This window comes from Roseovarius mucosus (assembly GCF_002080415.1).
Classification (GTDB): Bacteria; Pseudomonadota; Alphaproteobacteria; order Rhodobacterales; family Rhodobacteraceae; genus Roseovarius; species Roseovarius mucosus_A.
On record NZ_CP020474.1, the window covers coordinates 966,411 to 991,866 of the forward strand.

Below are 25,456 nucleotides of genomic sequence, written 5' to 3' on the forward strand. Positions count from 1 at the left end.
AGTCCAGAGGTCAGAGGTGTTACTGTGCCTCGCATTGCGTGACATAGCTGCCCGCCACATCCTCGGCCAATTGCGCTTCGTCCAGCGAATAGACCCAATCGACCAAAGGCTGCACCGCAGGCGCGTAGACGGCCATATCACCCGTCATTTCGGCTGTGATCGTGGTGATCGTAGCGGGGGCATCCTCACCCGCTTTGCGCGCGTCAACGGCGCTCGCCACGATTTCACCCGTGGGCGCACAGATCGGGTTTTCGGCCATGGCCATAGCAGGCATCAGGCTTAGGGCGGCACTCAGCATCAGGCGCATTGGCGATCCTCTCTTTCAGACCCCGCTCTCATAAGCCAGTTTCTCGGCCCTGTCAGCGCCTCAGATGGGGGAATTTTGTCGCGCCGCGACCCGACGCATGGCGATTTCCGCCTCATGCACCAGTGTCGCCGCCATCGAGCGGAACACCATAATCTGCCAAAGCTGTGGCCCCAACCGGCTGATCGACCCGGCCATATGCGCCACATCCGTGCGCGCCGTATGGCCCGGCGCAAAGACTGCATCGCGCAGATCAAGCGGGCAGAGCCGCGCCAGAACCTCGGCCGCCCGCCGCCCCTCCAACTGCACGACCGCCCAGCCATCCGACTGATCCGTCAGCGCCGCATGCGCCGCCAAACCGGCCTCAGGCTCCGGACCGATCAAAAGCGCCATGTCGCGCCCAAACCACAGGGCGCGCGCCTGCGTATCCCCTGTCATACGCCCCGGTTCCGGCCAAGCGACACCATGCGCCGCCTGCATCGCCGCAGACAGCGCCGCCACGCAGCCCCGGTAGGGTGCCAGCGATGTCATCCGCACCGGCCCCATCTCGGTCAGGCTCAGATCGCCCACCGACACCGGCAAAAGCCCCGCGCAGGGGGTCTGAACCTTGAAGTCAGCCACGCAACCGCCCTCCTTCTGGATCAAACGCCACAAGGGGCGTCACTTCGCAGATCGTCTCGGACTTGCGCAAATGGTCCACCACGCGCACCCGGTCGCCCATCCGCTCTGGTCCGCGCTGCAGAAACCCGATGCCGATCACATGCCCCAACGTGGGCGAGTAGCACGCGCTCGTGACATAGCCCTGATCCTGCGCGCGAACTGCTTCGGCCCCCTCGTCAAACATATGCGCGCCGGCCAGCAATTCCTTGACCGCGCCCACCGGCTTCAATCCCACCATCCGCTCTCGATCAGCCTTGACCAGACCGGGGCGTGCGGCCGCCGCCTTGCCGATGAAATCCTTCTTGGCGCTCATCATCCCCTGCATCCCGATGTCATAGGCGGTGACGCGGCCATGGATTTCAGCATGGGTGATGAACCCCTTCTCGATCCGCAACACATTAAGCGCCTCCAGCCCGTAAGCCCCGCCGCCCATCTCTTCGGCGCGCGCCACCAAGGCCGCAAAGAGCGCCGCCCCATAGCGCGCAGGCACCGCGATTTCATAGGCATGCTCCCCCGAGAACGAGATCCGAAACAGCCGCGCCGCGACCCCACCAATCCGCGCCGTCCCACAGGCCATATAGGGAAACCCCGCCTCGTCAATCGGCGCGTCCAGCATGCCATTCAGCAGGGCGCGCGATTTTGGCCCGGCCACCGCGAATTGCGCCCATTGCTCTGTCACGGAAACAAGGCGCACATCCCAGTCAGGCCGCAAAACCTGCGAGACGAATTCCAGATGCCGCATCACCTGCCCCGCCGCAGCCGTCGTGGTGGTCATCACGAAATGGGTCTCTGCCATGCGCGCACAGGTGCCGTCGTCCATCACATGCCCATCCTCGCGCAGCATGAGACCATAACGCACACGGCCCACCTTCAGCGTCGAAAACATGTTGGTATAGACGAAATCAAGAAACCGTGCCGCATCAGCGCCTTGCACGTCGATCTTGCCTAGGGTGGACACATCGCAGATCCCGACCGCGCTGCGCACCATCGCCACTTCGCGGTCGCAGGACTGCCGCCAGGTATTCTCGCCTTTCTGCGGGAAATAGCTGGGCCGATACCAGAGCCCCGCCTCGATCATCGGCGCATTGCGCGCCACGCTTTCGGCATGCGATGTGGTGCGCCGTTCGGGGGCAAAGCCTTTGCCCTTCCCCCCTGCCCCCAGGGCCGCGATCGGAACCGGCACATAGGGCGGACGAAAGGTGGTGGTGCCAGTCTCGGCAATAGCGCGCCCCGTCGCCTCGGCCAGCACCGCCAGAGCCGCCACATTCGAGTTTTTGCCCTGATCGGGGGCCATACCCTGCGTCGTGTAGCGCTTCATATGCTCGACCGAGCGGAAATTTTCGGCCGCTGCCTGCACCACATCCTTGACCGTCACATCATTCTGGAAATCAAGCCAGGCACGCCCCTTTCCCGGCACATGCCAGAGCGGAAAGATGTCATAGGCCGCGTCACCTGCCATGGGTGCGGCCAGATCCGGCACGCGCAATCCAAGATCCTGCGCGGCGCGCGCCCCCTCAGCCAATCCGCTCTCCAGACAGGCGCGGGTGGAAAACGCCCCCGCTGCCGCCCCCGCCGCACACAGCCCCGGCACGGCATTCGCAGGCGGCAGAAACGCCTGTCGGGCCACGTCCCACTCGGGCCGCGCGCCCATGTGACAGGCCAGATGCACCGTCGGGTTCCACCCGCCCGAAATCGCAAGACAATCCGCAGCGATCCGGTCCTCACCCCGCTGCGTGGAAATCGTCACCGCCTCAAGCCCACGCCGCCCGCTCGTGCCACAGACCTGCGCGCCGGGATAAAACGGCACGTCCAGAGCAGAGCGCGCATAGGGCCGCGCGTCGATCAATGCCGCCACATGCACCCCCGCCGCCTGCAAATCAGAGACGGTGCGATGCGCGCTGTCATTGTTGCCAAAGACCACCGTGCTCTGTCCCGGTGCCACGCCCCAGCGGTTGACATAGGCACGCACCGCCCCTGCCATCATCACGCCGGGCCGGTCATTGTTGGGAAAGGCAATGGCCCGTTCCAATGCGCCCGCCGCCAACACCGCGCGCCGCGCCACGATCCGCCAAAAACACCCCTTGGGCGCATGGGGCCGAGTGGCCAGATCAGGCGCCAACCGCTCAAGCGCGCCATAGGTGCCGCCATCATACACGCCGGTAACCGCCGTGCGCGTCATGATCCGCACATTGGGCATGGCCGCAAGTTCTGCCGCGATCTCTTCTACCCAATCCACAGCGGGCAGCCCGTCAACCTCTTCCGTCTCGGCCAAGAGACGCCCACCAAGCCGCGTGTCCTCTTCGGCAAGGATCACATCCGCCCCCGCCTCTGCCGCCACCCGCGCCGCCATCAGGCCCGCAGGACCGCCGCCGATCACCAGAACGTCACAATGGGCGTAGGCGCGCTCATAACTGTCTTCTGCCGCATCCCCCGACAACGCGCCAAGCCCCGCCGCACGGCGGATCACAGGCTCATAAACCCGCTCCCAAAACGGACGCGGCCACATGAACGTCTTGTAATAGAACCCCGCCCCAAGGAACGGCGCAAAAAGATCGTTGGCGGCCAGCACATCCAGCCCCAGCGTCGGCCAACGGTTCTGGCTACGCGCCTCCAGACCCTCATGCAACTCGACCGTGGTCGCCCGCAAATTGGGCCTTTGTGCCGCCCCCCGCCCAACCGTCACAAGGGCATTGGGCTCTTCGCTGCCAGCGGTCATCACCCCGCGCGGGCGGTGATACTTGAAGGACCGCGCCACCATCCGCACCCCGTTGGCCAAAAGCGCCGAGGCCAACGTATCCCCCGCGAACCCTTCATAGCGGTGCCCGTCGAATTGAAATTGCACCCGGCGCGAGCGGTCGATCAGGCCCTTGTCCTCGATCCTCATGCGCCCAACTCCGCCGCTAACGCCACGCCAAGCACCGCATGCGAAACCGTGTCGCGCGTCACGATCAGCCAGGCCCCGCACCCCTGCTCATGCTGCCACAGATCGCGCGTCACACCCGCCGGATTGTCGCGATTGTGAATGTAATCGTCCCACTCCGGGCTCCAGACTTCACCCTCCGGGCGCACGAGCGCGGCACCTTGATAATAGAATTCGCGACGATCCCGCTCGCCACAGATCGGACAGCCCAGCCTCATTTCGCGCGCGCTTTCATCGTTCCAAGAATACTCAAGATTTCGCCCTCTCTGCGCTGCTCAATGCAGGTTGTGCTGCGCCCCGGTGCCTTCTTCGTCCATCAGCCCCCGGCCCGTGCGGAACCGGTCCAGCCTGAATCCGGTAGCCGCCGGATGTGGGCGGTCGGTTGCGATAAGATGCGCCATCGCATCCCCCGAACCGGGAACCGCCTTGAACCCGCCATAGCACCACCCACAATTGAGATAGAGCCCCTCGATCCCCGCGTGATCAATGATGGGTGAACCATCGGGCGACATATCCATGATCCCGCCCCAACTGCGCAGCAGGCTTGCATTGCCGATCATCGGCATCAAGGTCATGCCCGCCTCCATCACATGCTCGACAATCGGCAGATTGCCCCGCGCGGCGTAAGAGGCATACATGTCCAGATCCCCGCCAAAGACCAGCCCCCCCTTGTCGGATTGGCTGATATAGAAATGTCCCATGCCAAAGCTGATGACATGGTCGATGCAGGGCTTTAACCCTTCTGTGACAAAGGCCTGAAGAACATGGCTCTCGATGGGCAGGCGCATCCCCGCCATTGCCGCCACTTGGCTGGATCGTCCAGCCACCACAATCGCCAGCTTTTTGGCACGAATAGCCCCGCGTGTCGTCTGCACGCCGCGCACCTGACCATTCTCGATGTCAATGCCCGTCACTTCACAATTCTGGATAAGGTCCACGCCCCGCGTGCTGGCCCCCCGTGCATAGCCCCAGGCCACCGCATCATGGCGTGCCGTGCCTGCGCGCCGCTGCAACAGGCCGCCATGGATCGGAAACCGCGCCTGATCATAATCGAGATAAGGCACCATGCGTTTCAGCTGCGCCACGCTCAGCAATTCGGCATCATCGCCCTGATTGATCATCGCATTGCCGCGCCGGGCAATGGCGTCGCGCTGCCCGTCCGAGTGAAACAGCACGATCTGCCCGCGCTGGCTGTGCATCACGTTGTAATTCAGGTCCTCCTCCAGACCCTCCCACAGCTTGAGGGAATGGCTGTAGAACTCCGAATTGCCCGGCAGGAAATAATTGGCGCGCACGATGGTGGTGTTGCGCCCCACGCTGCCGCCGCCCAGATAGCCCTTTTCCAGCACCGCCACATTGGTGATGCCATGCCGCTTGGCCAGATAATAGGCGGTCGCCAGACCATGCCCCCCGCCGCCGATGATCACCACGTCATACGCGGGTTTGGGCGTCGCATCGCGCCAATGCGCCTGCCAGCCCTTGTTGCCGGTCAGCCCTTCCTTCAAAACCCGCAGGCCGGAAAACCGCATGCCACTCCCCTTGCGCCATTTTCTGCGCCAATCTGGCGCGACTGAACCAACTTCACCCATCAATAGCAATGGCAGAGCCGAAGCTCTGCCATCTTTCCCGCCATTTTCAGGCCCATGCGCGACCCGAGCGTGTCAGAGCCCCATCGCGCGATAGCTCGCCGCGACCTTGGCGATCGACACGAGATAGGCCGCCGTGCGCAGGTCTGTCACGTCCTGACGACTGTGCCAGACCTCGCGCATCGACTGATACGCGGTGCGCATCGTGTCATCGAGACCCGAGCGCACCAGTTCCAACTCGCCCGCACCCTTGAGGTATTTCTGCTTGAAATCGGGCGACATTTCCCAAGCATCCCCCAGCCCCCGGTTGAGCCGCTGCAATTCCGTCACCAAGAGTTGATGCCGCGCTTCCTCCTGTCGCCGCCCGATCCGGCCAAAGCGGATATGGCTCAGGTTCTTGACCCATTCGAAATAAGACACCGTGACACCGCCTGCATTGGCGTACATATCCGGAATAATGACCGTGCCTTTCTGGCGCAGGATGTCATCGGCCCCCGCCGTGATCGGCCCATTCGCCGCCTCGATGATCAGGGATGCCTTGATCTGTGCGGCATTGCTCAGGTTGATCACCCCTTCCATCGCTGCGGGGATCAGAATGTCACAGGCCTGTTCCAGAACCTTGGCACCCTCCTTGACAAATTGCCCCTCGGGATAGCCCTCCACACCGCCATGCCGCGCGATCCAGTTGCGCACCGCTTCGACATTCAGCCCCTTCGCATCAACCAAAGCACCATCACGCTCGATGATCCCGGTGATCAGACAACCATCCTCTTCGCTCAGAAACTTGGCCGCGTGATAGCCCACATTGCCAAGCCCCTGCACGACCACCCGCTTGCCATCCAGCGTGCCCGACAGCTTCGCCGCCGCGATATCCTCGGGATGGCGAAAGAATTCGTGCAGCGCATATTGCACACCCCGCCCCGTCGCCTCGACCCGGCCCTGAATCCCGCCCGCATTGATCGGCTTGCCGGTCACGCAGGCGCGGTAATTGATGTCCGTGGTATTCATGCGCTTATATTGATCCGCGATCCATGCCATCTCGCGCTCGCCCGTGCCCATGTCGGGGGCAGGCACGTTTTGCGCCGGGTTGATCAGGTCGCGCTTGATCAGCTCATAGGCAAAGCGCCGGGTGATCAACTCCAGCTCATGCTCTTCCCACTGGCGCGGATCAAGCCGCAATCCCCCCTTGGAGCCGCCAAACGGGGCCTCTACCAGCGCGCATTTATAGGTCATCAGCGCGGCCAAGGCCTCGACCTCGTCCTGATTGACGCCCATGGCATAGCGGATCCCGCCCTTGACCGGTTCCATATGTTCGGAATGAACGCTGCGATAGCCGGTAAAGGTGTGGATTTGTCCGCGCAAACGCACGCCAAAGCGCACGGTATAGGTGGCATTGCAAACGCGGATCTTTTCCTCGAGCCCCGGCGGCAGATCCATCAGCGCCACCGCGCGATTGAACATCAGATCCACACTTTCGCGAAAGCTCGGTTCCTTGCTGGCGTTCATTCGTCCTCTCCCTGTTGCAGCCCGGCTCTGTCGACTGGCCCAAGTAGCGCGCAGCCCCGGTGCAGTCGTATGCTACCCGATGAAAGCCGTTTGTCTACCCGCCGCCAGCGCGCCCCTTGGCGGATTCGGGCCACCTTGGGTGTTTGTCGCCAAAGATCATACAATCGAGCGCCAGCTTTTACATTGTTGATTTTGATTGATTAACTTCTGCATTTTCGTCCGAAACCCGCCACAATTCAGCCATAGAGAATAAGGATAAAGCCAGATGGTGCAGTGCGGGGTTGGGGAAATGCTCCGTCACAATGAGGTGTTTACATGCTTTGGAATGGCAAGACGTCGGGTCGGGGGGCACGGTCGAACTTGCGCGAGACGACGCGCGCAGCAGAATATGCGGAACGGTTCGCCAAGGATGAAGAGGGCACCGTAACGGTACTCGCATTTGCGATTTTCGTTATGTTCCTCGTCATGGGCGGTATCGGCATTGATATGATGCGTCAGGAAATGGCGCGTGCCAGCCTTCAGGCTACGCTGGATCGGGCCGTTCTGGCTGGGGCCACAGCGGTCAACAACGCCACGGCCAGGGCCGTGATCGAGGATTACTTCGCCAAATCAGGTCAGTCCGACTATCTCGCGGCGCAGGAAGCCGGCGATATCGACATTCGTCTCAACTCGTCCAAGGTCACGGCACGGGCGACCCAGACGCTTGACACCTACCTGATGCGCCTTGCCGGGGTGGACACGCTGACCTCAGCGGGCAACTCTACCGCAGAGGTGACGATCCCCAAGCTGGAAATCGCCATGGCGCTCGACGTCTCGGGCTCCATGATTGGCGCTCGTATCGACGCATTGAAACCCGCCGCCATCGAATTTGTCGACTCCATTCTCGACAGCACAGAACCGAATGATGCGGTGATCTCAGTGGTCCCGTTCAGCTGGGGCGTGACCCCGTCCAAGGAAATCTACGAGGCGCTGACCGTCAACGAAACTCACAAGTATTCATCGTGCCTAGAGTTGAATGACTCGCATTTCACCGACACCACGATTGATCCGAACACAGCCTATAATCAGCTGATCTATACCTCCCGCGAGGGCGTAACCTTTGGCGATCTCACGACAACACCACTGGGCGACTTCCTCGATACCTATAACCAGACGTGCTATACGCAGGATTATTTCAACATCCTGCCCTACGCCACCACCAAAACAGCGCTGCACGACAAGATCAATGGGCTACAGGCGGGCGGCAGTACCTCGAACGACGAAGGCGTGAAATGGGCCGCAGCTTTGCTGGACCCGGCCTTCCAGCCCGTTGTCACAAGCCTCCAGCAACCGATCCAGGTGCCTCAGGATGACGGCACCATCCTGACCTATTCCTTGGTTGAACCCGCGCTCAGCGACATGCCCGCCGTCTTCAACGAAAGCGAAACGCTCAAGGTGATCGTGCTCATGGGCGACGGGGCGAATGACAATTCGTATAGCTTCAGCAGCACCTATCGCGGGGCGAACTCGGATCTGTTCAAGCTGACATACGAGCAAATGCAGTTCCTTTACCTCCAGCGGAACTATGACAATCGCCGTTGGTATGGGTCAGAGTATCAGCAATACTGCAGCTACAGCGGCTATACATGCATCTATGAGCCGACAGGCGAGGAACAGGTGGCTTATTTCCTGCGCCGCCCCTCGGACAGCCGCATGTACAACGTCACCGATGGCGGTTCCGTAACGTGGTCCACCTTTAACAACTACAACTCCAACACCCTGCCCGGCTTCATTTCCAGCGAGCGTCTGAGCTGGGAAACCGCTTGGGGCCTCATGTCGCCGCGCTTTTATGGCAACACGACTGGCAACTGGGGACCGTGGAACAACTTCCTAAACAATCCGATTAACCGCTCGAAGAAAGATGAACGTCTCGACGACATCTGCCGCGAGGCCAAATCCGAAGGTATCGTGATCTATACCATCGCCTTTGAGATGGGCAATCAGCCAACGGGGGCCGACAAGATCAAGAAATGCGCCTCGTCGGTCAATCATCACTACAATGCGACAACCGTCAATATTGCCAGTGCCTTCAGCGCCATCGCGGCGAATGTGAAACAGTTGAGGTTGACCCAATGACCCGCGTGTTCAAAAACTTCCTGCGCCGTTTCCGGCAGGACGATACCGGCACCGCTTCGCTCGAATTCGTTCTGGTGGCCCCGTTCTTCATCGGCATCATGATCTTTTCGATCGAAATGGGGTTTGTGACCATGCGCGCCACCTTGCTCGAGCGCGGGCTGGATATGGCGGTGCGCGAGGTGCGCCTAGGCACCGGAACGGCACCGCAGCATGATGACATCAAACAGATCATCTGCACCAACGCGATCATGATCAACGATTGCGAAAACAACCTGCGCCTGGAAATGCGCCCCGCAGATATCCGCAACTTCAATGGGCTGGATGCAGAGGCCGATTGCACGGATCAGGCAGAGCCCGCCAAGCCGGTGCGCGAATTCGTGCCCGGCCAACAAAACGCGCTCATGCTCTTGCGCGCCTGCCTCAAGTTCCGGCCGCTGTTTCCTGCGGGGATGCTCGGAAGCCGCCTTGTCCCAGACGGTGACAGCCAAGCGTCCCTCGTCGCCACGACTGCCTTTGTTCAGGAGCCAATCTGATGACCCTGCGCCCTGCTCTCAAACTGCTGCGCCGGTTTTGGAAACAAGAAACCGGAACCGCCGCCATGGAAACGGTCGTGATGTTCCCCTTCCTGTTCATGGGGCTCACCTTCAGCTACGAATATTTCGACATGTTCCGCTATCAGAGCGTCCGAGAAAAGGCGACCTACACAGTTGCCGACATGCTCTCGCGCGAAACCTCTGAGGTGAACGAGGCCTATATCGACAACGTCAAAGTCCTGTTCGACATCATGACCAATGATGACGGGAACAATCAGGTGCGTGTCACCGTGGTTCGCTACCACGTCGACGCCACCAACAACATTGACGAGTTCGAACTGCGCTGGTCCGAAGTGCGCGGCTCGGGCGATCTCAACCCTCTGAGCGCGGATGATGTGCGCAACGCCCATGCGACGCTGCCGCAAATGCTGAATGGCCAGGAAATCATCTTGGTCGAGACATCCTCGGATTATGACCCGGTCTTCTCCACCGGGTTCACCGATGGCACCAATATCAAAACACGGATGTTCGTGCCGCTGCGCTTTGCGTCGCAACTGTGCTTCGAGGGTGTCTGTACTGCCGCCTAATCCTGCGACTGCCGGGTGATCAACTCTTGAATCTGCTCGGCCATGTACTTGGCTGGCGTGCCAGCGGTTACTCCGCCCACGCCAACACTGCGCCCAACACGCCACCAAAGCCCCGGTTGCCAGACAGCCGGGGCTTTTTCCGTCAGCAGGATGCGAAAGCCGTTTGACGGCTTGAACGCAAACACGCCCCGATCCACCGATCTAATCTGTGCCGCTGGCGCGATCATCCGGCCCGTGTTGTCGCGCAATCCGTCGCGCGTCAGCACCAGCCATTGCGCCGTCGCCCGCCACATCCGCTCGGCCAGAAAAACGCACGTGCCTCCGAACCCGACCATGAACACCTGCCAGCCAAGGCTCGGGGATTGGACAAGTGCCAGATAAAGCAGCGTCAGCCCCAGGCCCGCAACCGAACCGACACCCAGAATCCGCCGCCCCGCCGACGCCCCTAATGCCGCCAAAACCTCTTCATCCTGCATGCGATCTCTCCCTTTGCGCCTGCCTTTACCCCGGATCGCCCCCCATGGCGAGAGGGGCACCGCGCAAAACGCACAGGTGCCGTTCAGCCATGAACAGACAGCATCATTTCACCAGCGCCTACGCTGCCTATATGCTGTCTCAAAGGAGATTTACCATGTCCATCAGACCCGTTTTGGAACAACGTCAGGCCATTCCCACACGCGAGGGGGCCGGCGTAGACCTTCACCGCGCGTTCGGCTTTCAGGACCCAACCGAACTTGACCCGTTCCTTTTGTTCGACGACTTCCGCAATGACGATCCCGCACGCTATACGGCGGGCTTTCCCTGGCATCCGCATCGCGGCATCGAAACGATCACCTACGTCCTTGCAGGCGAGGTCGCGCATGGCGACAGCTTGGGCAATCAGGGCAGCTTGGGCGCAGGCGATGTGCAATGGATGACTGCCGGATCGGGCATCCTGCATCAGGAAATGCCGCGCGGCAACGCGCAGGGTCAGATGCACGGCTTTCAACTCTGGGCCAACCTGCCCGCCGCACAAAAGATGACCGCCCCCCGCTACCAAGACGTGCAATCGGCGCACATACCCGAGATCATCGACGATGACGGCACGCGTGTGCGCGTGATCGTGGGGGAGTTCTGGGGGCGGCGCGGCCCTGTGGACGGCATTGCCGCCGATCCGCAATACCTCGATATCTCGGTCCCTGCAGGAGTGAAAAAGACCTTTCCGGTCGACACGTACCGGCGCAGCTTTGCCTATGTGTTCGAGGGGGCCGGTGCCTTTGCCGATGCCTCAAAACCCACCGGAGTCTTGCTGGAAAAGGAAGTTGCCGGTCAAGAGATCCACATCCGCGACTTCTCTGGCGACCGTACGTTGATCCGTTTTGGCAGCGGCGATAGCGTGACGGTGCAGGCAGGCGAAAAAGGCGTGCGGTTCCTGCTCATTTCCGGTGCACCGATCCAAGAACCGGTCGCGTGGCACGGCCCGATCGTGATGAACACCAAGGACGAGTTGCGTCAAGCGATGCGAGAATTGCGAGAGGGCAGTTTCATCAAGTGAAGCAGCGGGGCAGGCAGGGATTTAAGAGCGCGACTGGCCTGTTGCCGGGCATCAACCAACATCCGCGCGGAACAAGGTGCTGAACGCGCCGCCGCGCGGAGCAAGGCGCGGATCGCTGGGCCGTCCCGCGGCCCAGCGATCCGCGCGGCTCAACGTTTAGGGCAAACGTCCTCTCTCTGCTCATCTCTCGCAAAAGGCTCCCGAAGGCCAATTTTGCCCCTCACCCTTCCACCGACCGCCGCACCATATCCCAGTAAACCGCCTCCACGTCTGCCAGCGACAGACGCCCCTGCGCGCGATACCAGGTGTTGACCCCGGTCAGCATCGCAATCAACGCCATGCTGGCGATCCGTGGCTCGGCAACAACCATCGTGCCCGCCTCCGCCCCATGCCGCAACACCGCTTCAAGCCGCGTCTCATAATCCCGCCGCAGCCCCTCGATCACCGCAAAATTCGCAGGCTCAAGGTTGCGCAATTCCATATAGGACACAAAGACCGCATCCGCCCGGCTGGTGTTGAAACGAATGTGAAACCGCGTGAACGCCTCCAGCGCCGCCATCGCATCGCCCTGAGGCTCCGCCCGATCCCAAGCGGCCAACAACTCTTCCATATGCCCGCGCATCAGATCAAACAGCAGCGTCTGCTTGTCAGGCGTGTAATTATAGAGCGCGCCCGCCTGCACCCCCACCGCCGCTGCGATCTGCCGCATCGAGACCGCCGCATAGCCATGCCGCGCAAAAAGCCGCAACGCCGCCTCGCGCACACGCGGGCCTGTAATATCGGAATGAGAGCCTTGGGTTCGTGCCATGACATCGGGTTTAACTGAACACGCGTTCAAATCAAAGCCCGGCTTGCCCTTTGCCCCCAAAGAATGGCAAGACAAGCACACCCTCCGGCACAAAGGACACCGGCCCCGATGACACCGGCCCTCATGGCTCTGCGCTTGCCCCTTTTGATCCTGATCACCGGCCTCGTGACGGGATGCAGCGATATCCTGCCACTCGACCGCTCTGTCGATAAACGCACACGGGATGCGGCCTATCCCGATCTGATCCCGGCCGAAAACATCCGCGCCAAGGCAACCACACCTCAGATCACGCCCGACACCGCCGACAATCTCGATCAGCGCAGCGCCGGGTTGCGCGCCCGTGCGGCGCGGCTCAAGGGTGGCGTGGTCGATCCCGGCACGCAAGAGCGCCTGCAAACCGGCGTGCGCGAGTGAAAACCAACGTCCATCCCCTGCAAGCCGCGTTGCAAGGGACCACCGAACCCGCTACATCGCGGCAAAATCCCTGAACAGTGACAATCGGAGAACCCCATGAACACACCCCTGCGCCTTGGCATCGCCGGATTGGGCACGGTTGGCACGGGTGTCGTGCGGATCATCCGGCAAAAGGCCAATCTTTTGGCCGCCCGCGCAGGCCGCCCCGTGGTGATCACCGCTGTCTCAGCCCGCACAAGGGACAAGGATCGTGGCGTCACCCTTAGCGATTACGCATGGGAAGACGATCCCGTCGCTTTGGCCAAACGTGCCGATGTGGATGTGTTTGTCGAACTGATGGGCGGCTCTGACGGTCCGGCCAAGGCCGCAACCGAGGCGGCGATTGCTGCTGGCAAGGATATCGTAACCGCCAACAAGGCCATGCTCGCCCTCCACGGTCAGGCACTGGCAGTGGCCGCAGAGGCCGCAGGCCGCGTGATCCGGTTCGAGGCGGCTGTCGCCGGTGGCATCCCTGTCATCAAGGCGCTGACCGAAGGTCTGGCAGGCAATGACATCACCCGCGTCATGGGCGTGATGAACGGCACCTGCAACTATATCCTGACCCGCATGCAATCGGCAGGCCTGCCCTATGCCCAAGTCTTCGACGAGGCCGCCAAACTGGGCTATCTCGAGGCAGATCCGACACTCGACGTGGGCGGCATCGACGCCGGTCACAAGCTTGCGCTGCTCGCGTCCATCGCCTTTGGCTGTCAGGTGAATTTCGACGGTGTCACGCTGGAGGGGATCGAAAAGATCACCATCGAGGATATCCGCCACGCCGCCGATATGGGCTATCGCATCAAACTGCTGGGCGTGGCCCAGATGACAGGGCGCGGCCTTGAACAGCGCATGTCGCCCTGCCTCGTGCCCGATACCAGCCCGCTTGGACAGCTTGAAGGCGGCACCAATATGGTTGTGCTGGAAGGCGACAATGTCGAGCAGATCGTGCTGCGCGGTCCCGGTGCAGGCATGGGCCCCACGGCGAGCGCGGTGATGGGCGATGTGATGGACATCGCGCGCGGCGCCCGCCTGCCCACCTTTGGCCAACCCGCCGCCAGCCTTGCGCAGTGCCAGACCGCGACCAGCGCCACCCCCGCCCCCTATTACATGCGCATGTCGCTGATCGACAAACCGGGCGCCTTGGCGAAGGTTGCGACCCTTCTGGGCGAGGCCGGCATCTCCATCGACCGGATGCGCCAGTATCGCCACGATGCCACCACAGCGCCCGTGCTGATCGTCACCCACAAGACGACGCGCGACGCGCTCGACACGGCCCTGACCGGCATCAGCCGTCTTGATGTTCTCCACGGAGAGCCGGTCGCACTGCGCATCGAAACCGTCTGACATAGCCCCGCCCGCCAGACTTGTGCGCCAGAGCGCGCGGCGCTAATGCTGATTTGACCTGATTTACAAGGACCATCCCATGACCTCCGATACCGCTTTCAACGATCGCATGCTTTCGCTCGGCCTCGCGCGCGTGGCCGAACAGGCCGCCCTCGCCTGCGCCGACCTGATCGGACGCGGCGATGAAAAGGCTGCCGATCAGGCCGCCGTGAACGCCATGCGCGAACAGCTCAACATCCTTGCCATCAAGGGTGTCGTGGTCATCGGCGAGGGCGAGCGCGACGAGGCCCCGATGCTTTTCATCGGCGAGGAAGTGGGCACCGGCGACGGCCCCGGCGTCGATATCGCCCTTGATCCGCTCGAAGGCACCACCCTGACCGCCAAGGCCATGCCCAATGCCCTGACCGTCATCGCCATGGCCCCGCGCGGCACGCTTCTGCATGCGCCCGACACCTATATGGACAAGCTGGCCATTGGGCCGGGATATCCTGAGAATGTCGTCTCCCTCGCCATGAGCCCACGGGAGCGCGTCGAGGCGCTGGCCGCCGCGCGTGGCTGCCGCCCCTCCGAAATCACTGTTTGCGTGCTGGAACGGCCCCGCCATCAGGAAATGATCGACGAATTGCGCAGCACCGGCGCTGCCGTGTTTCTGATCCCCGATGGCGATGTCGCAGGCGTGATCCATTGCGCCGAGGCTGACCGCACCGGCATTGATATGTATATGGGCACCGGCGGCGCACCCGAAGGCGTGCTCGCGGCCTCTGCGCTCAAATGCATGGGCGGGCAGATGTGGGGACGCCTTGTGTTCCGCAACGAAGATGAACGCGCCCGCGCCGCCAAGGCCGGGATCACCGATTTCGACCGCATCTATTCGCGCGACGAGATGGTGACATCAGACGTGATCTTTGCAGCCACCGGCGTCACCGACGGCTCGATCCTGTCGGGCGTCAAACGCCGCCCCGGCTATGTCGAAACGGAAACCCTGCTGATGCGCTCGCGCACGGGATCCGTGCGGCGCATGACCTATCGCAGCAAGCGGGACTAAGCGCGGCACAGGGGAAGGGGGCGCTGCCCCCGTCCCGGACCAAGTCCGGGACTCCCCCGAGGTATTTTGGGCCAGATGAGGAAGAGGAGGCGCGCATGCAATCGGCCTTTCTCGGAGTTGAGAGCTCGTTGACAAGTCGCCGATGGGTCGGTCCGGGCGTCGAGGCCGACCGACTGGCCGAGGCCATGGCACAGGCCACCGCCCTGCCCCGCCCCCTGTGTCAGACATTGGCGCGCCTTGGCGTGCCAGAGGACGCAGCCGAGGCCTATCTCGCCCCGACCCTGCGGGATCTTCTGCCTGACCCGCACGCGTTGCGCGACATGGAACGGGCCGCCGCGCGGTTTCTCAAGGCGCTGCGTGGCGGGGAACGCATCGCCATCTTCGCCGATTACGATGTCGATGGTGGCACCTCTGCTGCGCTGCTGATCGACTGGCTGCGCCAGATGCGCGCGCCCAGCCCCACGCTCTATATCCCCGACCGGATAGACGAGGGATATGGGCCAAACGTGCCCGCCATGTCCGATCTAGCCGCGCGCCACGATCTTATTGTCTGCGTCGATTGCGGCACCCTCAGCCATGAGGCGATTGCCGCAGCGACAGGCGCGGATGTGGTGGTGCTCGATCACCACTTGGGCGGAGAAACCCTGCCGCCCGCCCATGCCGTGGTCAATCCCAACCGTCAGGACGAGAGCGGTGATCTGGCGCATCTTTGCGCCGCCAGTGTCGTGTTCCTGATGCTGGTCGAGGCCGGGCGGCAATTGCGCGACAGCGGCGCTCAGGGGCCAGACCTGATGGCGATGCTCGATCTGGTGGCGCTGGCCACCGTGGCCGATGTAGCGCCTCTGATTGGCGTCAACCGCGCCTTTGTGCGCCAAGGGCTGCGCGTTATGGCTGCGCGCGCGCGTCCCGGTTTGGTGGCGCTGGCAGATGTGGCGCGGATGGACACCGCCCCCAACGCCTATCACCTAGGCTTTCTGCTCGGGCCGCGCGTCAACGCAGGCGGGCGGATCGGCAAGGCGGACTTGGGCGCGCGCCTTCTGGCCTGTGACAATCCCGCCGAGGCACGCGCCATGGCCGAACGTCTTGACCAGCTCAACACCGAACGCCGCGAGGTCGAGGCGCAGGTGCGCGATGCCGCCCTTGCCCAAGCCGAGGCGCGAGGCCTGGACGCGCCCCTTGTCTGGGCCGCAGGCGAGGGTTGGCATCCCGGTGTCGTGGGCATCGTCGCCAGCCGCCTCAAGGAACGCGCCAACCGCCCCGCCATCGTGATCGGGTTGGACGGCGACGAGGGCAAAGGCTCGGGTCGCTCGGTCTCGGGCGTTGATCTGGGGGCCGCCATTCAGCGGCTGGCCAGCGAGGGCCTCTTGATCAAAGGCGGCGGGCACAAGATGGCGGCGGGTCTCACCGTCGCGCGTGAGCGGCTAGAGGCCGCCATGGCGCGTCTTTCAGAGTTGCTTGCCAAACAGGGCGCAGGCGTGGGCGGTGCCGCCGATCTGCGGCTTGACGGTCTTTTGATGCCCGGTGCCGCAACGGTCGAGCTTGTCGAACAGATCGAGGCCGCAGGCCCCTTTGGCGCAGGCGCGCCCGGCCCCCGTTATGTCTTTCCCGACTGCCAGATCACCTTTGCCAAGGCGCTGAGCGGCGCACATCTCAAGTTGCGCTTCGGGGATGGCATGGGGGCAAGCCTTGACGCCATCGCATTTGGGGCGCTTGACGGCCCGTTGGGGCCTGCGCTCTTGAACCATGGCGGCGCGCGATTCCACCTCGCCGGGCGGCTTGATCTCAACAGTTGGGGCGGTCGGCAAACCGTGCAACTGCGCCTGGAGGACGCCGCCCCAGCCTGAGGCGCGCGAGGCCTGACCGTTCCGGCCCTCGGCGGATAAATTTCTGAATGGGGCGCAAAGTTTTTGCAAAATCCCTCTTGCACCCCCCGCCGCTTTTGCCTAGTTACGCGACACGCCAAGGCATGGCCCGTTCGTCTATCGGTTAGGACGTCAGGTTTTCAACCTGAAAAGAGGGGTTCGACTCCCCTACGGGCTGCCACTTTTCCTGATAATTGTTAAAGTCGTGATGCGTCACCGCAGTGCGCTCTTGTCAGAGATATTCCCACCCGAAAGACCTTATGCCCCCGTCGCGCCCCATTCCCCGCCCCCCTTCTGCCCTGATCGCTGCGGCCCTCCCCGAGGTAGCACCGGGGCGGCGCGTCACGGTTGCGGGGCTGGTTCTGGTGCGTCAACGCCCCGGCACCGCGCGCGGCGTGGTCTTTGTCACGCTCGAGGATGAGACCGGCACCATCAATGTCGTGATCTGGCGCAAGGTGTTTGACCGATTTCGCCGCGCGGTGATCGCCGGGCGCATGCTGCGTGTGACCGGGCGCGTCGAGCGGCAATCCGGCGTGACCCATCTCGTCGCCGAAGAGATCGAGGATATCTCGGCGCTGCTTGACCTTCTGGCCGATCCCGAAACCCCGCTTTCCCCGCCGGATCAAACAGGCTAGGCTCGCCTCGATCATCGCCCGCGAGACGCCCGCCCATGCTGCTGCCCCGCCTGTTCTGCCTTGCGCTGGCCCTCGCCCTCGCCGCGTGTCAGCCCGTGCCCTCTGGGCCAGAGCGCTCCAACGTCGGGGCCGAAGCGCCACCGGGCGCGCCCCCGGGCACCTGCTGGGGCAAAAAAGACACCCCCGCCGTGATCGAAACTGTCACCGAACAGGTGCAGCTTACCCCAGCGGAAACCGATGCATCCGGCCAGACCCTGCGCCCCGCCGCCTATGCGACCGTGACCCGTCAGGCGATTCTGCGCGAACGCGTCACCACTTGGTATGAAACCCCCTGCGCCGATCTCTTGACGCCCGAGTTCATTGCCTCGGTGCAGCGCGCCCTTGCGGCGCGCGGCCTCTACACCGGGCAGATCACCGCGCGGTTTGACGCCCGCACCCGCGCCGCCATCGCCCGCTATCAAGCGCCATTGGGCCTTGAGAGCGATACGCTCTCGCTCGACAGCGCCCGCCGCCTTGGGTTGGTGGCCACGCCAATCAGCGACTGATCCTGCTCCGCCTTTGGCATTGGGGTCACGCTTGCGGCATTGACCCTCACCCATGCCCCTCCCGGATCAGACGGAGCGCAAGCTCGGCATAGGCCCGCGCCGCCGGGCTGTCGCCCGCAGCCACCGGGCATCCCGCATCCCCCGCGAGCCGCGTCTCAAGATCAATCGGCAAAGCCGCCAAGAGCGGCAGGCCAAGCCCCTCCGCCTCGTGCTTCACCCCGCCATGACCAAAGACATGCGCCTCGTGCCCGCAGTCGGGGCAGGTAAAGAACGACATATTCTCGATCATGCCCAATATCGGCACCTCGAGCGTGCGGAACATATCCATCGCCTTGCGCGCATCAAGGAGCGCCACATCCTGTGGTGTCGAGACGATGATCGCCCCATCAGGCCGCGCGCGTTGGCTGAGCGTCAGTTGCACATCGCCCGTGCCCGGCGGCAGATCGACGATGAGCGCATCCAGATCGCCCCAATCAACCTGCGCCAACATCTGCTGCAAGGCCCCCATCAACATCGGCCCCCGCCATATCACCGCCTTGGCCGGATCGAGCATCAGCCCGATCGACATCACCTTGACGCCATGCGCCTCAAGCGGCGTAATCCGCGTGCCATCAGGGCTTGCAGGGCGCGCGCTCAGCCCCATCATGCGGGGCTGACTTGGCCCATGAATATCGGCATCAAGCAGGCCCACGCGCCGCCCCTGTCGCGCCAGCGCTACCGCCAGATTGGCCGCCACGGTTGATTTGCCCACGCCACCCTTGCCGCTGGCCACCGCCAGCAACGCGCCAATGCCCTCGGGCCTGATAGAGGCATTGCCCCCCTTGGGATGCTGCCCCAGCTTGAGCACAGGCGGGGCCGCCTGTGCCGTCAGCACGACGCGGGCGCGGACAACCCCCGGCAGGCTCAGGGCCGCGCGCTCGGCGGCGGCGCGCAAGGGTTCCATCATCCGCGCCATCTCGGGGCTTGGGGCCTCGATGACAAAGCGCACCTCACCGGCCTCTTCGGTCAGCGCCCGCACCATGTCTCGGGAGATGAGATCACCGCCATCCGGCAATTCCAAATGCCGCAACCGCGCTTCAAGTTCGCTGCGAAAATCGTTCATCTTCGGTCCTTTGGTCCTGGGTTGGTCCTCAGCCACCATCACGGCGACAGCAGCAAGTCTTCACATAACGCCTAAAAAATGCCGCATTTGCTTAACCTTAGGTCACTTTTAGCTTATGCATTTGCTGCATAGCAGCATTGCTTATCAGGGGTATTGTGCACGCGCAGCAAAGGCGTATCTTACTCTCAACAAATGGCGAAACGAACCCCGCCGAACCTGAATACAATCAAATCCGCAAGGACCCGAAAATGCCGACGACGCTTAACACCAGCCGCTCCGCCACCGCCGTCCTCGGCGAAGACCTGAGCGCGGCTTTCTATGCTGCAATGCAGCGCTTTGTGAATTATCGCACCTATCGCCGCACGGTCAATGAGCTGTCGCAACTGAGCGCGCATGACCTCGCCGATCTGGGCCTGCACCGTAGCGAAATCCGCCGCGTTGCGCATGAAACAGTTTACGGCCACCGGTCGTACTAAAGGATCAGATACCCCCCTCCTCCTCCCTGGGGTATCTGTTACGGTCACGGGCATCTTTCCTCCTCCCTGATGCTCGGGGCCGTCAAATCGGGACTGAACAAGTCCCTTCGTTTTGCGAATGGCCCTCTCCTCCTCCCTGGGCCGGACGTATAGGAAACGGCGGCACCCCTCCTCCTCCCTGGTGCCGCCGTTTTTTATTGCGCGGATGCAAGACAGGGCAAACTTTTCACTAGTCGCACGAACCGCCCCGCGCGGCTCACCCCTCCGGTAGCCGCACGGCAAGGCTTAGTGCTGCACGCGCGCGCGCCCGCGCCGCATCGTGCCTGCCAGATAAGCCCGGCTCGCCTCTTGCAAGATCCCGACAAAGGCCCGCGCCGCGTCGCTTTCCGCCGCCACCGCTTCGGGGCAGTCCAACGCCGCGCGCGCCACTTGCGCCGTGACAGGCCCTTCAACCGAACACGCCCAGGTCAAAAACCCGATCCGCGCCACTTGCTCGGCCTGACGCCCGATGGCCGGATCACGCTCCAGCCCATTCATGATTCTTAGGAAACTCATTCTGCTCTTCTCCCCGACCGCACCCCGGGTCGGATGGGGCGAGAGCAGCAGGGGCCATGGCACGACAGAGACGAGGCGCGCACGCCCGCACCGCACCCCGCGATTCGACGATCCGCCAAGGCTGGTTTCCGGGCTTGGGCGGCAGGCCAAATGGCCCTCGCATCTCGGCACCTTCCCGGACAAATTGCCCAGTGGCCTATCGCCGAAATGCCCTCCCTTACCGTTGCGGGGGCAGCGCCGGAGTTACACCGGCTTCCCAATTCTCCGCCCCAAAGGGCGGCACCCTGACAGGATCAGCCTAGCCGCGCAGGCCCCCGATCTGCAAGTCTGAAACCGACGCCGCCCGCACCGCTCACGCCAGAACGCGATACCGCGCCGCGTAGCTCACGGGAAAATTCACCGACCGCGCAATAAAGCAGAACGCATGCACCTGCCCATGCAACGCATCAACCCGCCCAAGATCGGTTCCCGCCGGCACCGCAATCCGGGGCCGCAGCGTGGCGCGCAGAAACCGGCTGGCCCCGGTGCTATCCGTCTCACCCACCGCCAGCGGATCATCCTCATAGGCTTGCACGGCAATGCCCGCATCGCTCGCCAGATGCAAAAACCACAGCATGTGACAGGCACTGAGCGCGGCAATCAGCATATCCTCGGGATTATGCAGACCGGGATTGCCGCCAAGCAGCGGGTCGTTCGAGCAGTGGATCACGGGCTTGCCCGGCGTCTCGACATTCCAGGTCCGGTCATAGCCCTTGTAATGCCGCGTCCCGTCGCCCCGGTTGCCGGTCCAGACGACGCGGGCAGTATAATCATGCTCCGTCACCTTGACCCCTCCCGCGCCTTAGGGGCAGAAAATATCGTTGAAGAGGGCGAACAGCATCAGCGACAAGATGAGCGTCAGACCAACAGTCATCAGCACCCGCAACGCCCGCTCGCTCGGCGGGCGGCCCGAAACGGCCTCATAGGCGTAAAACACCAGATGCCCGCCATCCAGCACCGGCACTGGAAAGAGATTAAGCAGACCAACCGCCGTTGACAGCACCGCAATGAACCAGATGAAGCTTTCCGCGCCTTGACTGGCCATAGCCCCAGAAACCTGCGCGATGCCAATCGGCCCGGACATGTTGCAACTGCTGATCGCCCCGGTGATCATGTGATAAAGGCCCGACAGCGAACTTTGGATGATGTCGCCGGTCTGGCCGACCGCATCCCCCACCGCTTCAATCAGCCCAAGCCGCTCGGTCGCAGGCTCAAACGCCATGCCGCCCGCGATCCCGATTCGCCATTCGGTGCGAAACCCGCCCTCAGGCTGCGGTTCGTCCACCCGGCGCGGGGTAATCGTGACCTCGTGGCTTTCGTCGCCCTCGCGCCACACCGTCAGCGCCAGCGGTGCCCCGTTAGACCCCTCGACAACCACCTTCAGCTCTTCAAAGGCCACAATCGGCGTGCCATTGATCGCCGTAATCACATCGCCCGCTTCCAAATCCGCGGCAAAGGCCGCCGATTGCGGTGCCAGCCCGCTGATCAACGGCGGCATAAGCTGCGGGCCCATCGCCTCGATCTCGCGTCCCGCGCGCTCAACCGTGTAGCGCAACAGCGCCTCGCGCGGCAGCGCGTCGATCATATCATCATAGACCTCGCCCGCCGCAACATCAGGCAGGGGCATACCCTCGACGCTCAGCACCCGGTCGCCCGGCTCTAGCGTGATCCCCTCAACCGGCAGCGGCTTCAATGCGCCCACGGTCAGCGGGTCGGCGGTCTTGCCCCCGGTCATCATTACAGCACTGAAAATAATGATCGACAGAATGAAATTGAACACCGGCCCCGCCGCCACGGTCGCCGTGCGCGCCCAAAGCGGGGCACCATGCATCGTCTGGCGCAGCCGTTCAGGCGGCAGCGCCGCCATCGCCGCGCCGTCCTTGCCGCTCGCAGCATCGGCATCACCCAGAAACTTGACGAACCCGCCAAAGGGCAAAGCCGCGATCTGCCAGCGCGTCCCATGCCGATCCATCCGCGAAAACAGCACCGGACCAAATCCCAAAGAGAAAACTTCGGCCTTGATCCCTGACCAGCGTCCAACGATGTAATGGCCATATTCATGCACCGCCACGATCACGGACAACGCCACAACAAAGGCCAACAGGGTCAGGAACAGATTGCCGAATTGCGGCAGAGAGGTCAGAATTTCCACGCTTTATCCTTGGGTTCTTCGCTGAGAGACGACCAGATCGGCCTGCTTCCTAGCCAGATGGTCCATATGCGCCACCACATCAAGGGTCATCTCGGAATTCCGCGCCTCTGGCGCATCCTGCAAGGCTGTCAAAACCTCCTCAACCACGATGTTCATATCGGTAAAGCTGATCCGCCCCGCGATAAAGTGATCCAGCGCCCGCTCCTTGGCCGCATTGAACACCGCCCCCGAAAGGCCGCGCGCCTGCATCACCTCGCGCGCCAGCCGCAGCGCGGGATAGCGCTCGGGGTCTGGCGGGCGAAATTCCAGCATGCCAATCGCCGCCAAATCCAGCGCCTCCACCGGCAGCGCCTGTCGCTGCGGCCAGTTCAGCGCATAGCCAATGGCATGGCGCATATCCGGCGGCCCGACATGCGCCATAAGCGCACCATCGCAGAACCCCACCAACGCATGCACCAGCGATTGCGGATGGATAAGCACCTCAATCTGATCGGGGGCAAAGCCAAAAAATTCGCGCGCCTCGATCATCTCCATCGCCTTGTTGAACATCGAGGCGGAATCAATGGTGATCCTCTGCCCCATGGCCCAATTGGGATGGCTCGACGCCTCAGCCACGGTGGCCCCCGCCAGCCGCTCCAGCGGCCAATCGCGAAAGGCCCCGCCCGAAGCGGTGATGATCACCCGGCTGACAGCGGCCGCATCCTCACCCACAAGCGCCTGAAATATCGCGGAATGTTCGCTATCCACGGGCAGAATATTGGCACGGTTGGCACGCGCGGTGCGCATCATCAGCGCCCCCGCCGTCACCAGCGATTCCTTGTTGGCCAAGGCCAGCGTCGCGCCCTGCTCCAGCGCCGCCAAACCGGGCGCCAGCCCTGCGGCCCCAACGATCGCCGACATCACCCATTGCGCCGGTCGGCTGGCCGCCTCATTCAACGCCGCCTTGCCCGCCGCCGCCTCAACCTTGCTCCCCTTGAGCGCCTCGCGCAGCGACACCAGCAGATCGTCATGCGCCGTCACCGCCACCTCGGCCCCGAGGTCTATGGCGTCGCGCGCCAGCTTGTCGATGTGATGCCCCCCCGTCAGCGCCACCACCTGATAGGCCCCCGGCGCGCGCCGGATCAGGTCAATCGTATTCTGCCCGACAGAGCCGGTCGCCCCTAAAATGGAAATTCGTTTCATGCCACCCCCGGCAAGAGGCCCAGCGCCCACATGATCACCACGACCAACGCCGCGCCCAGCATCGCATCAAACCGGTCCAGCACGCCGCCGTGACCGGGAATAAGGTTGGAACTGTCCTTGATCCCGCGCAACCGCTTGACCGCACTTTCTGCAATATCGCCCATCTGCCCGGCAAACCCCACCAGCACTGACAGCGGCACCAGCGCAAGCCCCGCCCCGGTCGGCGCGGCGAATATCGCCCCGATCACCGCCGCACCAACCCAGCCCGCAATCGTGCCTGACCATGTTTTCTTGGGGCTGATGCGCGGCCAGAACTTGGGCCCGCCCAGCATGCGCCCGGCAAAATAGCCCGCAACGTCAGAGATCACCACCACCGCCACCAGCCATAACACCCAGATCAGCCCCGCCTCGGCGCGCAGCGTGCCCATGGCGTAGCACCCCAACAGGGCCCAAATCGCAAGCGCAAAGAACGGCCCGCGTTCGCGCTCGACCGAACTTGCGGCAACCACGACCGCAGCCAAAAGGATCGGCAACACCATGATCCCCGGCAACCACAGCGCCAGTGCCACCGCCACAGCCGCCAGCACGCCCGAGCGCAGCGCGTCAGGGGCCGCGAACATGCGCGCCGCTTCCCAGATCATCGCGCCCGCCAGCACACAGACCAGCGCGGCAAAGGGCAGACCGCCCAACCAGATTTCAATCGCGCCCACAACGATCAGCAAGATACCCGACACAAGGCGCGGCCACAGGTCCGCCCAGCGCGCCGCCCCGCTCATGCAGGCACAGCCCCAAAGCGGCGATCCCGCGCGCCATATTGCGCCAGCAACCGGGCGAACACATCCGGCGTGAAATCTGGCCAGAGCGTGTCGATGAATTCATATTCCGCATAGGCCGATTGCCACAGCAGGAAATTGGAAATCCGCGCCTCGCCGCTGGTCCGGATCACCAGATCAGGATCAGGCAGCACGCAGGTATCCAAGTAGCGGGGCAAGGTTTCCTCGTCGACATCCTCGGGGCGCAACCGCCCTTCGGCCACATCAATCGCCAACCGCTTGGTGGCGCGCGAAACCTCATCGCGCCCCCCGTAATTCAGCGCGATGGTCAGGTTGGTGCCCGTGCAATGCGCGGTCATCGCCTCGGCCTCATCCATCAGCCCGCGCAGCTTGGCATCCAGCCGGGGCCGGTCGCCGATGAAACGCACCTGCACATTCTCGCGCACGAATTCCTGCATTTCCTTCATGATGTAGCGACGAAAGAGGCTCATCAGCCCCGCCACCTCGGTCTGGGTCCGTTTCCAGTTCTCGGTGGAAAAGGCAAATATCGTCAGATACTTGACGCCCAAACCGGGGCAGGATTGCACGATCTCGCGCACCCGGCGTGCACCGGCATGATGACCAAAGAGACGCGGCCGCCCACGCTTTTGCGCCCAGCGCCCGTTGCCATCCATAATGATCGCCACATGGCGCGGCCCCTCGGCCGGCGCGGATATTCCTGCCATGGGCGCGCTTTTTGC

General features: G+C 63.1%; 26 protein-coding genes, 1 tRNA gene and 1 riboswitch. Of the genes, 12 read left to right on the plus strand and 15 right to left on the minus strand.

Translation table 11 applies throughout. The features are described from left to right. Positions 1–19 precede the first annotated feature (19 nt). The 6 genes from ROSMUCSMR3_RS04665 to ROSMUCSMR3_RS04690 form a co-directional block, all read right to left on the minus strand. Complete coding sequence (locus tag ROSMUCSMR3_RS04665) at positions 20–307, minus strand: hypothetical protein (RefSeq protein WP_008280430.1); 288 nt, start codon at positions 305–307, stop codon at positions 20–22. 60 nt (positions 308–367) lie between these two features. After that, complete coding sequence (locus ROSMUCSMR3_RS04670; RefSeq protein ID WP_081506603.1) at positions 368–925, minus strand: sarcosine oxidase subunit gamma; 558 nt, start codon at positions 923–925, stop codon at positions 368–370. Further along, positions 918–3,848, minus strand: a complete 2,931-nt coding sequence (locus ROSMUCSMR3_RS04675) for a sarcosine oxidase subunit alpha family protein (RefSeq protein WP_081506604.1) — start codon at positions 3,846–3,848, stop codon at positions 918–920. Before ROSMUCSMR3_RS04675 ends, ROSMUCSMR3_RS04670 begins: the two co-directional genes overlap by 8 nt. Then, a complete protein-coding gene (locus tag ROSMUCSMR3_RS04680; protein WP_008280433.1) occupies positions 3,845–4,102 on the minus strand; it encodes a sarcosine oxidase subunit delta in 258 nt (85 codons plus the stop codon). Before ROSMUCSMR3_RS04680 ends, ROSMUCSMR3_RS04675 begins: the two co-directional genes overlap by 4 nt. 57 nt (positions 4,103–4,159) lie before the next feature. Further along, positions 4,160–5,413, minus strand: coding sequence for a sarcosine oxidase subunit beta family protein (locus ROSMUCSMR3_RS04685; protein WP_008280434.1), 1,254 nt, complete (start codon positions 5,411–5,413; stop codon positions 4,160–4,162). Between the two features lie 132 nt (positions 5,414–5,545). After that, positions 5,546–6,976, minus strand: a complete 1,431-nt coding sequence (locus ROSMUCSMR3_RS04690) for a Glu/Leu/Phe/Val family dehydrogenase (RefSeq protein WP_008280435.1) — start codon at positions 6,974–6,976, stop codon at positions 5,546–5,548. A 315-nt stretch (positions 6,977–7,291) separates the two neighbouring features. Here ROSMUCSMR3_RS04690 and ROSMUCSMR3_RS04695 point away from each other — a divergent pair, with 315 nt between their 5' ends. The 3 genes from ROSMUCSMR3_RS04695 to ROSMUCSMR3_RS04705 are packed head-to-tail and all read left to right on the plus strand — an operon-like array spanning position 7,292 to position 10,211. Then, on the plus strand, positions 7,292–9,091 hold the full coding sequence (locus tag ROSMUCSMR3_RS04695) for a Tad domain-containing protein (RefSeq protein WP_081506605.1): 1,800 nt from the start codon (positions 7,292–7,294) through the stop codon (positions 9,089–9,091). Beyond that, complete coding sequence (locus tag ROSMUCSMR3_RS04700; protein ID WP_008280437.1) at positions 9,088–9,624, plus strand: TadE/TadG family type IV pilus assembly protein; 537 nt, start codon at positions 9,088–9,090, stop codon at positions 9,622–9,624. Before ROSMUCSMR3_RS04695 ends, ROSMUCSMR3_RS04700 begins: the two co-directional genes overlap by 4 nt. Continuing rightward, positions 9,624–10,211 carry a TadE/TadG family type IV pilus assembly protein gene (locus ROSMUCSMR3_RS04705; RefSeq protein ID WP_008280439.1) on the plus strand — a complete coding sequence of 196 codons (588 nt, stop codon included), beginning with the start codon at positions 9,624–9,626 and terminating at the stop codon, positions 10,209–10,211. Before ROSMUCSMR3_RS04700 ends, ROSMUCSMR3_RS04705 begins: the two co-directional genes overlap by 1 nt. Here ROSMUCSMR3_RS04705 and ROSMUCSMR3_RS04710 read toward each other — a convergent pair. Further along, positions 10,208–10,687 (minus strand): hypothetical protein, encoded by a 480-nt coding sequence (locus ROSMUCSMR3_RS04710; RefSeq protein WP_008280440.1) that lies wholly within the window; start codon positions 10,685–10,687, stop codon positions 10,208–10,210. The two genes, ROSMUCSMR3_RS04705 and ROSMUCSMR3_RS04710, sit on opposite strands and share 4 nt — an antisense overlap. A gap of 155 nt (positions 10,688–10,842) precedes the next feature. Between ROSMUCSMR3_RS04710 and ROSMUCSMR3_RS04715 the strand changes: the two genes are divergently transcribed. After that, entirely contained in the window at positions 10,843–11,745 is a 903-nt protein-coding gene (locus tag ROSMUCSMR3_RS04715) for a pirin family protein (protein WP_081506606.1), read from the plus strand. A 220-nt stretch (positions 11,746–11,965) separates the two neighbouring features. Here the strand turns inward: ROSMUCSMR3_RS04715 and ROSMUCSMR3_RS04720 are convergent, their stop codons facing one another. Next, the gene (locus ROSMUCSMR3_RS04720) at positions 11,966–12,553 is read right to left on the minus strand and encodes a TetR family transcriptional regulator (protein ID WP_081508551.1); all 588 of its coding nucleotides are present in this window, start codon (positions 12,551–12,553) and stop codon (positions 11,966–11,968) included. A 108-nt stretch (positions 12,554–12,661) separates the two neighbouring features. Between ROSMUCSMR3_RS04720 and ROSMUCSMR3_RS04725 the strand changes: the two genes are divergently transcribed. From ROSMUCSMR3_RS04725 to ROSMUCSMR3_RS04755, 7 genes are all read left to right on the plus strand, one after another. Next, on the plus strand, positions 12,662–12,967 hold the full coding sequence (locus ROSMUCSMR3_RS04725; protein WP_008280443.1) for a hypothetical protein: 306 nt from the start codon (positions 12,662–12,664) through the stop codon (positions 12,965–12,967). A 96-nt stretch (positions 12,968–13,063) separates the two neighbouring features. Next, the gene (locus ROSMUCSMR3_RS04730) at positions 13,064–14,350 is read left to right on the plus strand and encodes a homoserine dehydrogenase (protein ID WP_008280444.1); all 1,287 of its coding nucleotides are present in this window, start codon (positions 13,064–13,066) and stop codon (positions 14,348–14,350) included. Between the two features lie 79 nt (positions 14,351–14,429). Next, a complete protein-coding gene (glpX, locus tag ROSMUCSMR3_RS04735; RefSeq protein WP_008280445.1) occupies positions 14,430–15,395 on the plus strand; it encodes a class II fructose-bisphosphatase in 966 nt (321 codons plus the stop codon). 95 nt (positions 15,396–15,490) lie between these two features. Then, the gene (gene recJ, locus ROSMUCSMR3_RS04740) at positions 15,491–17,239 is read left to right on the plus strand and encodes a single-stranded-DNA-specific exonuclease RecJ (protein WP_081506607.1); all 1,749 of its coding nucleotides are present in this window, start codon (positions 15,491–15,493) and stop codon (positions 17,237–17,239) included. A gap of 124 nt (positions 17,240–17,363) precedes the next feature. Then, a tRNA-Glu gene (locus tag ROSMUCSMR3_RS04745) sits at positions 17,364–17,438 on the plus strand. A gap of 79 nt (positions 17,439–17,517) precedes the next feature. Next, a complete protein-coding gene (locus ROSMUCSMR3_RS04750; RefSeq protein WP_008280447.1) occupies positions 17,518–17,892 on the plus strand; it encodes an exodeoxyribonuclease VII large subunit in 375 nt (124 codons plus the stop codon). Between the two features lie 35 nt (positions 17,893–17,927). Beyond that, complete coding sequence (locus ROSMUCSMR3_RS04755) at positions 17,928–18,437, plus strand: peptidoglycan-binding domain-containing protein (protein WP_081506608.1); 510 nt, start codon at positions 17,928–17,930, stop codon at positions 18,435–18,437. A gap of 46 nt (positions 18,438–18,483) precedes the next feature. Here the strand turns inward: ROSMUCSMR3_RS04755 and ROSMUCSMR3_RS04760 are convergent, their stop codons facing one another. Further along, positions 18,484–19,539, minus strand: coding sequence for an Mrp/NBP35 family ATP-binding protein (locus ROSMUCSMR3_RS04760; protein ID WP_081506609.1), 1,056 nt, complete (start codon positions 19,537–19,539; stop codon positions 18,484–18,486). 248 nt (positions 19,540–19,787) lie between these two features. Here ROSMUCSMR3_RS04760 and ROSMUCSMR3_RS04765 point away from each other — a divergent pair, with 248 nt between their 5' ends. Beyond that, positions 19,788–20,015: a DUF1127 domain-containing protein gene (locus ROSMUCSMR3_RS04765; RefSeq protein WP_081506610.1), complete on the plus strand. Its 228-nt coding sequence runs from the start codon at positions 19,788–19,790 to the stop codon at positions 20,013–20,015. Between the two features lie 285 nt (positions 20,016–20,300). Here the strand turns inward: ROSMUCSMR3_RS04765 and ROSMUCSMR3_RS04770 are convergent, their stop codons facing one another. The 6 genes from ROSMUCSMR3_RS04770 to ROSMUCSMR3_RS04795 all read right to left on the minus strand — a co-directional run bounded on the left by ROSMUCSMR3_RS04770 (position 20,301) and on the right by ROSMUCSMR3_RS04795 (position 25,441). Continuing rightward, complete coding sequence (locus ROSMUCSMR3_RS04770) at positions 20,301–20,570, minus strand: hypothetical protein (RefSeq protein ID WP_157667265.1); 270 nt, start codon at positions 20,568–20,570, stop codon at positions 20,301–20,303. 101 nt (positions 20,571–20,671) lie between these two features. Then, a riboswitch (cobalamin riboswitch) is annotated at positions 20,672–20,872 on the minus strand. Positions 20,873–20,922: 50 nt separating this feature from the next. Next, the gene (locus ROSMUCSMR3_RS04775) at positions 20,923–21,393 is read right to left on the minus strand and encodes an OsmC family protein (RefSeq protein ID WP_008280453.1); all 471 of its coding nucleotides are present in this window, start codon (positions 21,391–21,393) and stop codon (positions 20,923–20,925) included. Between the two features lie 18 nt (positions 21,394–21,411). Continuing rightward, positions 21,412–22,761, minus strand: coding sequence for an RIP metalloprotease RseP (gene rseP / locus ROSMUCSMR3_RS04780; RefSeq protein WP_008280454.1), 1,350 nt, complete (start codon positions 22,759–22,761; stop codon positions 21,412–21,414). A gap of 3 nt (positions 22,762–22,764) precedes the next feature. Further along, on the minus strand, positions 22,765–23,943 hold the full coding sequence (gene dxr / locus ROSMUCSMR3_RS04785) for a 1-deoxy-D-xylulose-5-phosphate reductoisomerase (protein WP_008280455.1): 1,179 nt from the start codon (positions 23,941–23,943) through the stop codon (positions 22,765–22,767). Beyond that, positions 23,940–24,719: a phosphatidate cytidylyltransferase gene (locus tag ROSMUCSMR3_RS04790; protein ID WP_081506611.1), complete on the minus strand. Its 780-nt coding sequence runs from the start codon at positions 24,717–24,719 to the stop codon at positions 23,940–23,942. Before ROSMUCSMR3_RS04790 ends, dxr begins: the two co-directional genes overlap by 4 nt. Next, the gene (locus ROSMUCSMR3_RS04795) at positions 24,716–25,441 is read right to left on the minus strand and encodes an isoprenyl transferase (RefSeq protein ID WP_375553198.1); all 726 of its coding nucleotides are present in this window, start codon (positions 25,439–25,441) and stop codon (positions 24,716–24,718) included. Before ROSMUCSMR3_RS04795 ends, ROSMUCSMR3_RS04790 begins: the two co-directional genes overlap by 4 nt. Positions 25,442–25,456: the final 15 nt, after the last annotated feature.

What these genes read in the sequence shown, in the direction of transcription:
- ROSMUCSMR3_RS04665 (WP_008280430.1), bottom strand. Translation starts at nt 307, where the DNA reads ATGCGCCTGATGCTGAGTGCCGCCCTAAGCCTGATGCCTGCTATGGCC.
- ROSMUCSMR3_RS04675 (WP_081506604.1), bottom strand. Translation starts at nt 3,848, where the DNA reads ATGAGGATCGAGGACAAGGGCCTGATCGACCGCTCGCGCCGGGTGCAA.
- ROSMUCSMR3_RS04680 (WP_008280433.1), bottom strand. Translation starts at nt 4,102, where the DNA reads ATGAGGCTGGGCTGTCCGATCTGTGGCGAGCGGGATCGTCGCGAATTC.
- ROSMUCSMR3_RS04685 (WP_008280434.1), bottom strand. Translation starts at nt 5,413, where the DNA reads ATGCGGTTTTCCGGCCTGCGGGTTTTGAAGGAAGGGCTGACCGGCAAC.
- ROSMUCSMR3_RS04690 (WP_008280435.1), bottom strand. Translation starts at nt 6,976, where the DNA reads ATGAACGCCAGCAAGGAACCGAGCTTTCGCGAAAGTGTGGATCTGATG.
- ROSMUCSMR3_RS04695 (WP_081506605.1), top strand. Translation starts at nt 7,292, where the DNA reads ATGCTTTGGAATGGCAAGACGTCGGGTCGGGGGGCACGGTCGAACTTG.
- ROSMUCSMR3_RS04700 (WP_008280437.1), top strand. Translation starts at nt 9,088, where the DNA reads ATGACCCGCGTGTTCAAAAACTTCCTGCGCCGTTTCCGGCAGGACGAT.
- ROSMUCSMR3_RS04705 (WP_008280439.1), top strand. Translation starts at nt 9,624, where the DNA reads ATGACCCTGCGCCCTGCTCTCAAACTGCTGCGCCGGTTTTGGAAACAA.
- ROSMUCSMR3_RS04710 (WP_008280440.1), bottom strand. Translation starts at nt 10,687, where the DNA reads ATGCAGGATGAAGAGGTTTTGGCGGCATTAGGGGCGTCGGCGGGGCGG.
- ROSMUCSMR3_RS04715 (WP_081506606.1), top strand. Translation starts at nt 10,843, where the DNA reads ATGTCCATCAGACCCGTTTTGGAACAACGTCAGGCCATTCCCACACGC.
- ROSMUCSMR3_RS04720 (WP_081508551.1), bottom strand. Translation starts at nt 12,553, where the DNA reads ATGGCACGAACCCAAGGCTCTCATTCCGATATTACAGGCCCGCGTGTG.
- ROSMUCSMR3_RS04725 (WP_008280443.1), top strand. Translation starts at nt 12,662, where the DNA reads ATGACACCGGCCCTCATGGCTCTGCGCTTGCCCCTTTTGATCCTGATC.
- ROSMUCSMR3_RS04730 (WP_008280444.1), top strand. Translation starts at nt 13,064, where the DNA reads ATGAACACACCCCTGCGCCTTGGCATCGCCGGATTGGGCACGGTTGGC.
- glpX (WP_008280445.1), top strand. Translation starts at nt 14,430, where the DNA reads ATGACCTCCGATACCGCTTTCAACGATCGCATGCTTTCGCTCGGCCTC.
- recJ (WP_081506607.1), top strand. Translation starts at nt 15,491, where the DNA reads ATGCAATCGGCCTTTCTCGGAGTTGAGAGCTCGTTGACAAGTCGCCGA.
- ROSMUCSMR3_RS04750 (WP_008280447.1), top strand. Translation starts at nt 17,518, where the DNA reads ATGCCCCCGTCGCGCCCCATTCCCCGCCCCCCTTCTGCCCTGATCGCT.
- ROSMUCSMR3_RS04755 (WP_081506608.1), top strand. Translation starts at nt 17,928, where the DNA reads ATGCTGCTGCCCCGCCTGTTCTGCCTTGCGCTGGCCCTCGCCCTCGCC.
- ROSMUCSMR3_RS04760 (WP_081506609.1), bottom strand. Translation starts at nt 19,539, where the DNA reads ATGAACGATTTTCGCAGCGAACTTGAAGCGCGGTTGCGGCATTTGGAA.
- ROSMUCSMR3_RS04765 (WP_081506610.1), top strand. Translation starts at nt 19,788, where the DNA reads ATGCCGACGACGCTTAACACCAGCCGCTCCGCCACCGCCGTCCTCGGC.
- ROSMUCSMR3_RS04770 (WP_157667265.1), bottom strand. Translation starts at nt 20,570, where the DNA reads ATGAGTTTCCTAAGAATCATGAATGGGCTGGAGCGTGATCCGGCCATC.
- dxr (WP_008280455.1), bottom strand. Translation starts at nt 23,943, where the DNA reads ATGAAACGAATTTCCATTTTAGGGGCGACCGGCTCTGTCGGGCAGAAT.
- ROSMUCSMR3_RS04790 (WP_081506611.1), bottom strand. Translation starts at nt 24,719, where the DNA reads ATGAGCGGGGCGGCGCGCTGGGCGGACCTGTGGCCGCGCCTTGTGTCG.
- ROSMUCSMR3_RS04795 (WP_375553198.1), bottom strand. Translation starts at nt 25,441, where the DNA reads ATGGCAGGAATATCCGCGCCGGCCGAGGGGCCGCGCCATGTGGCGATC.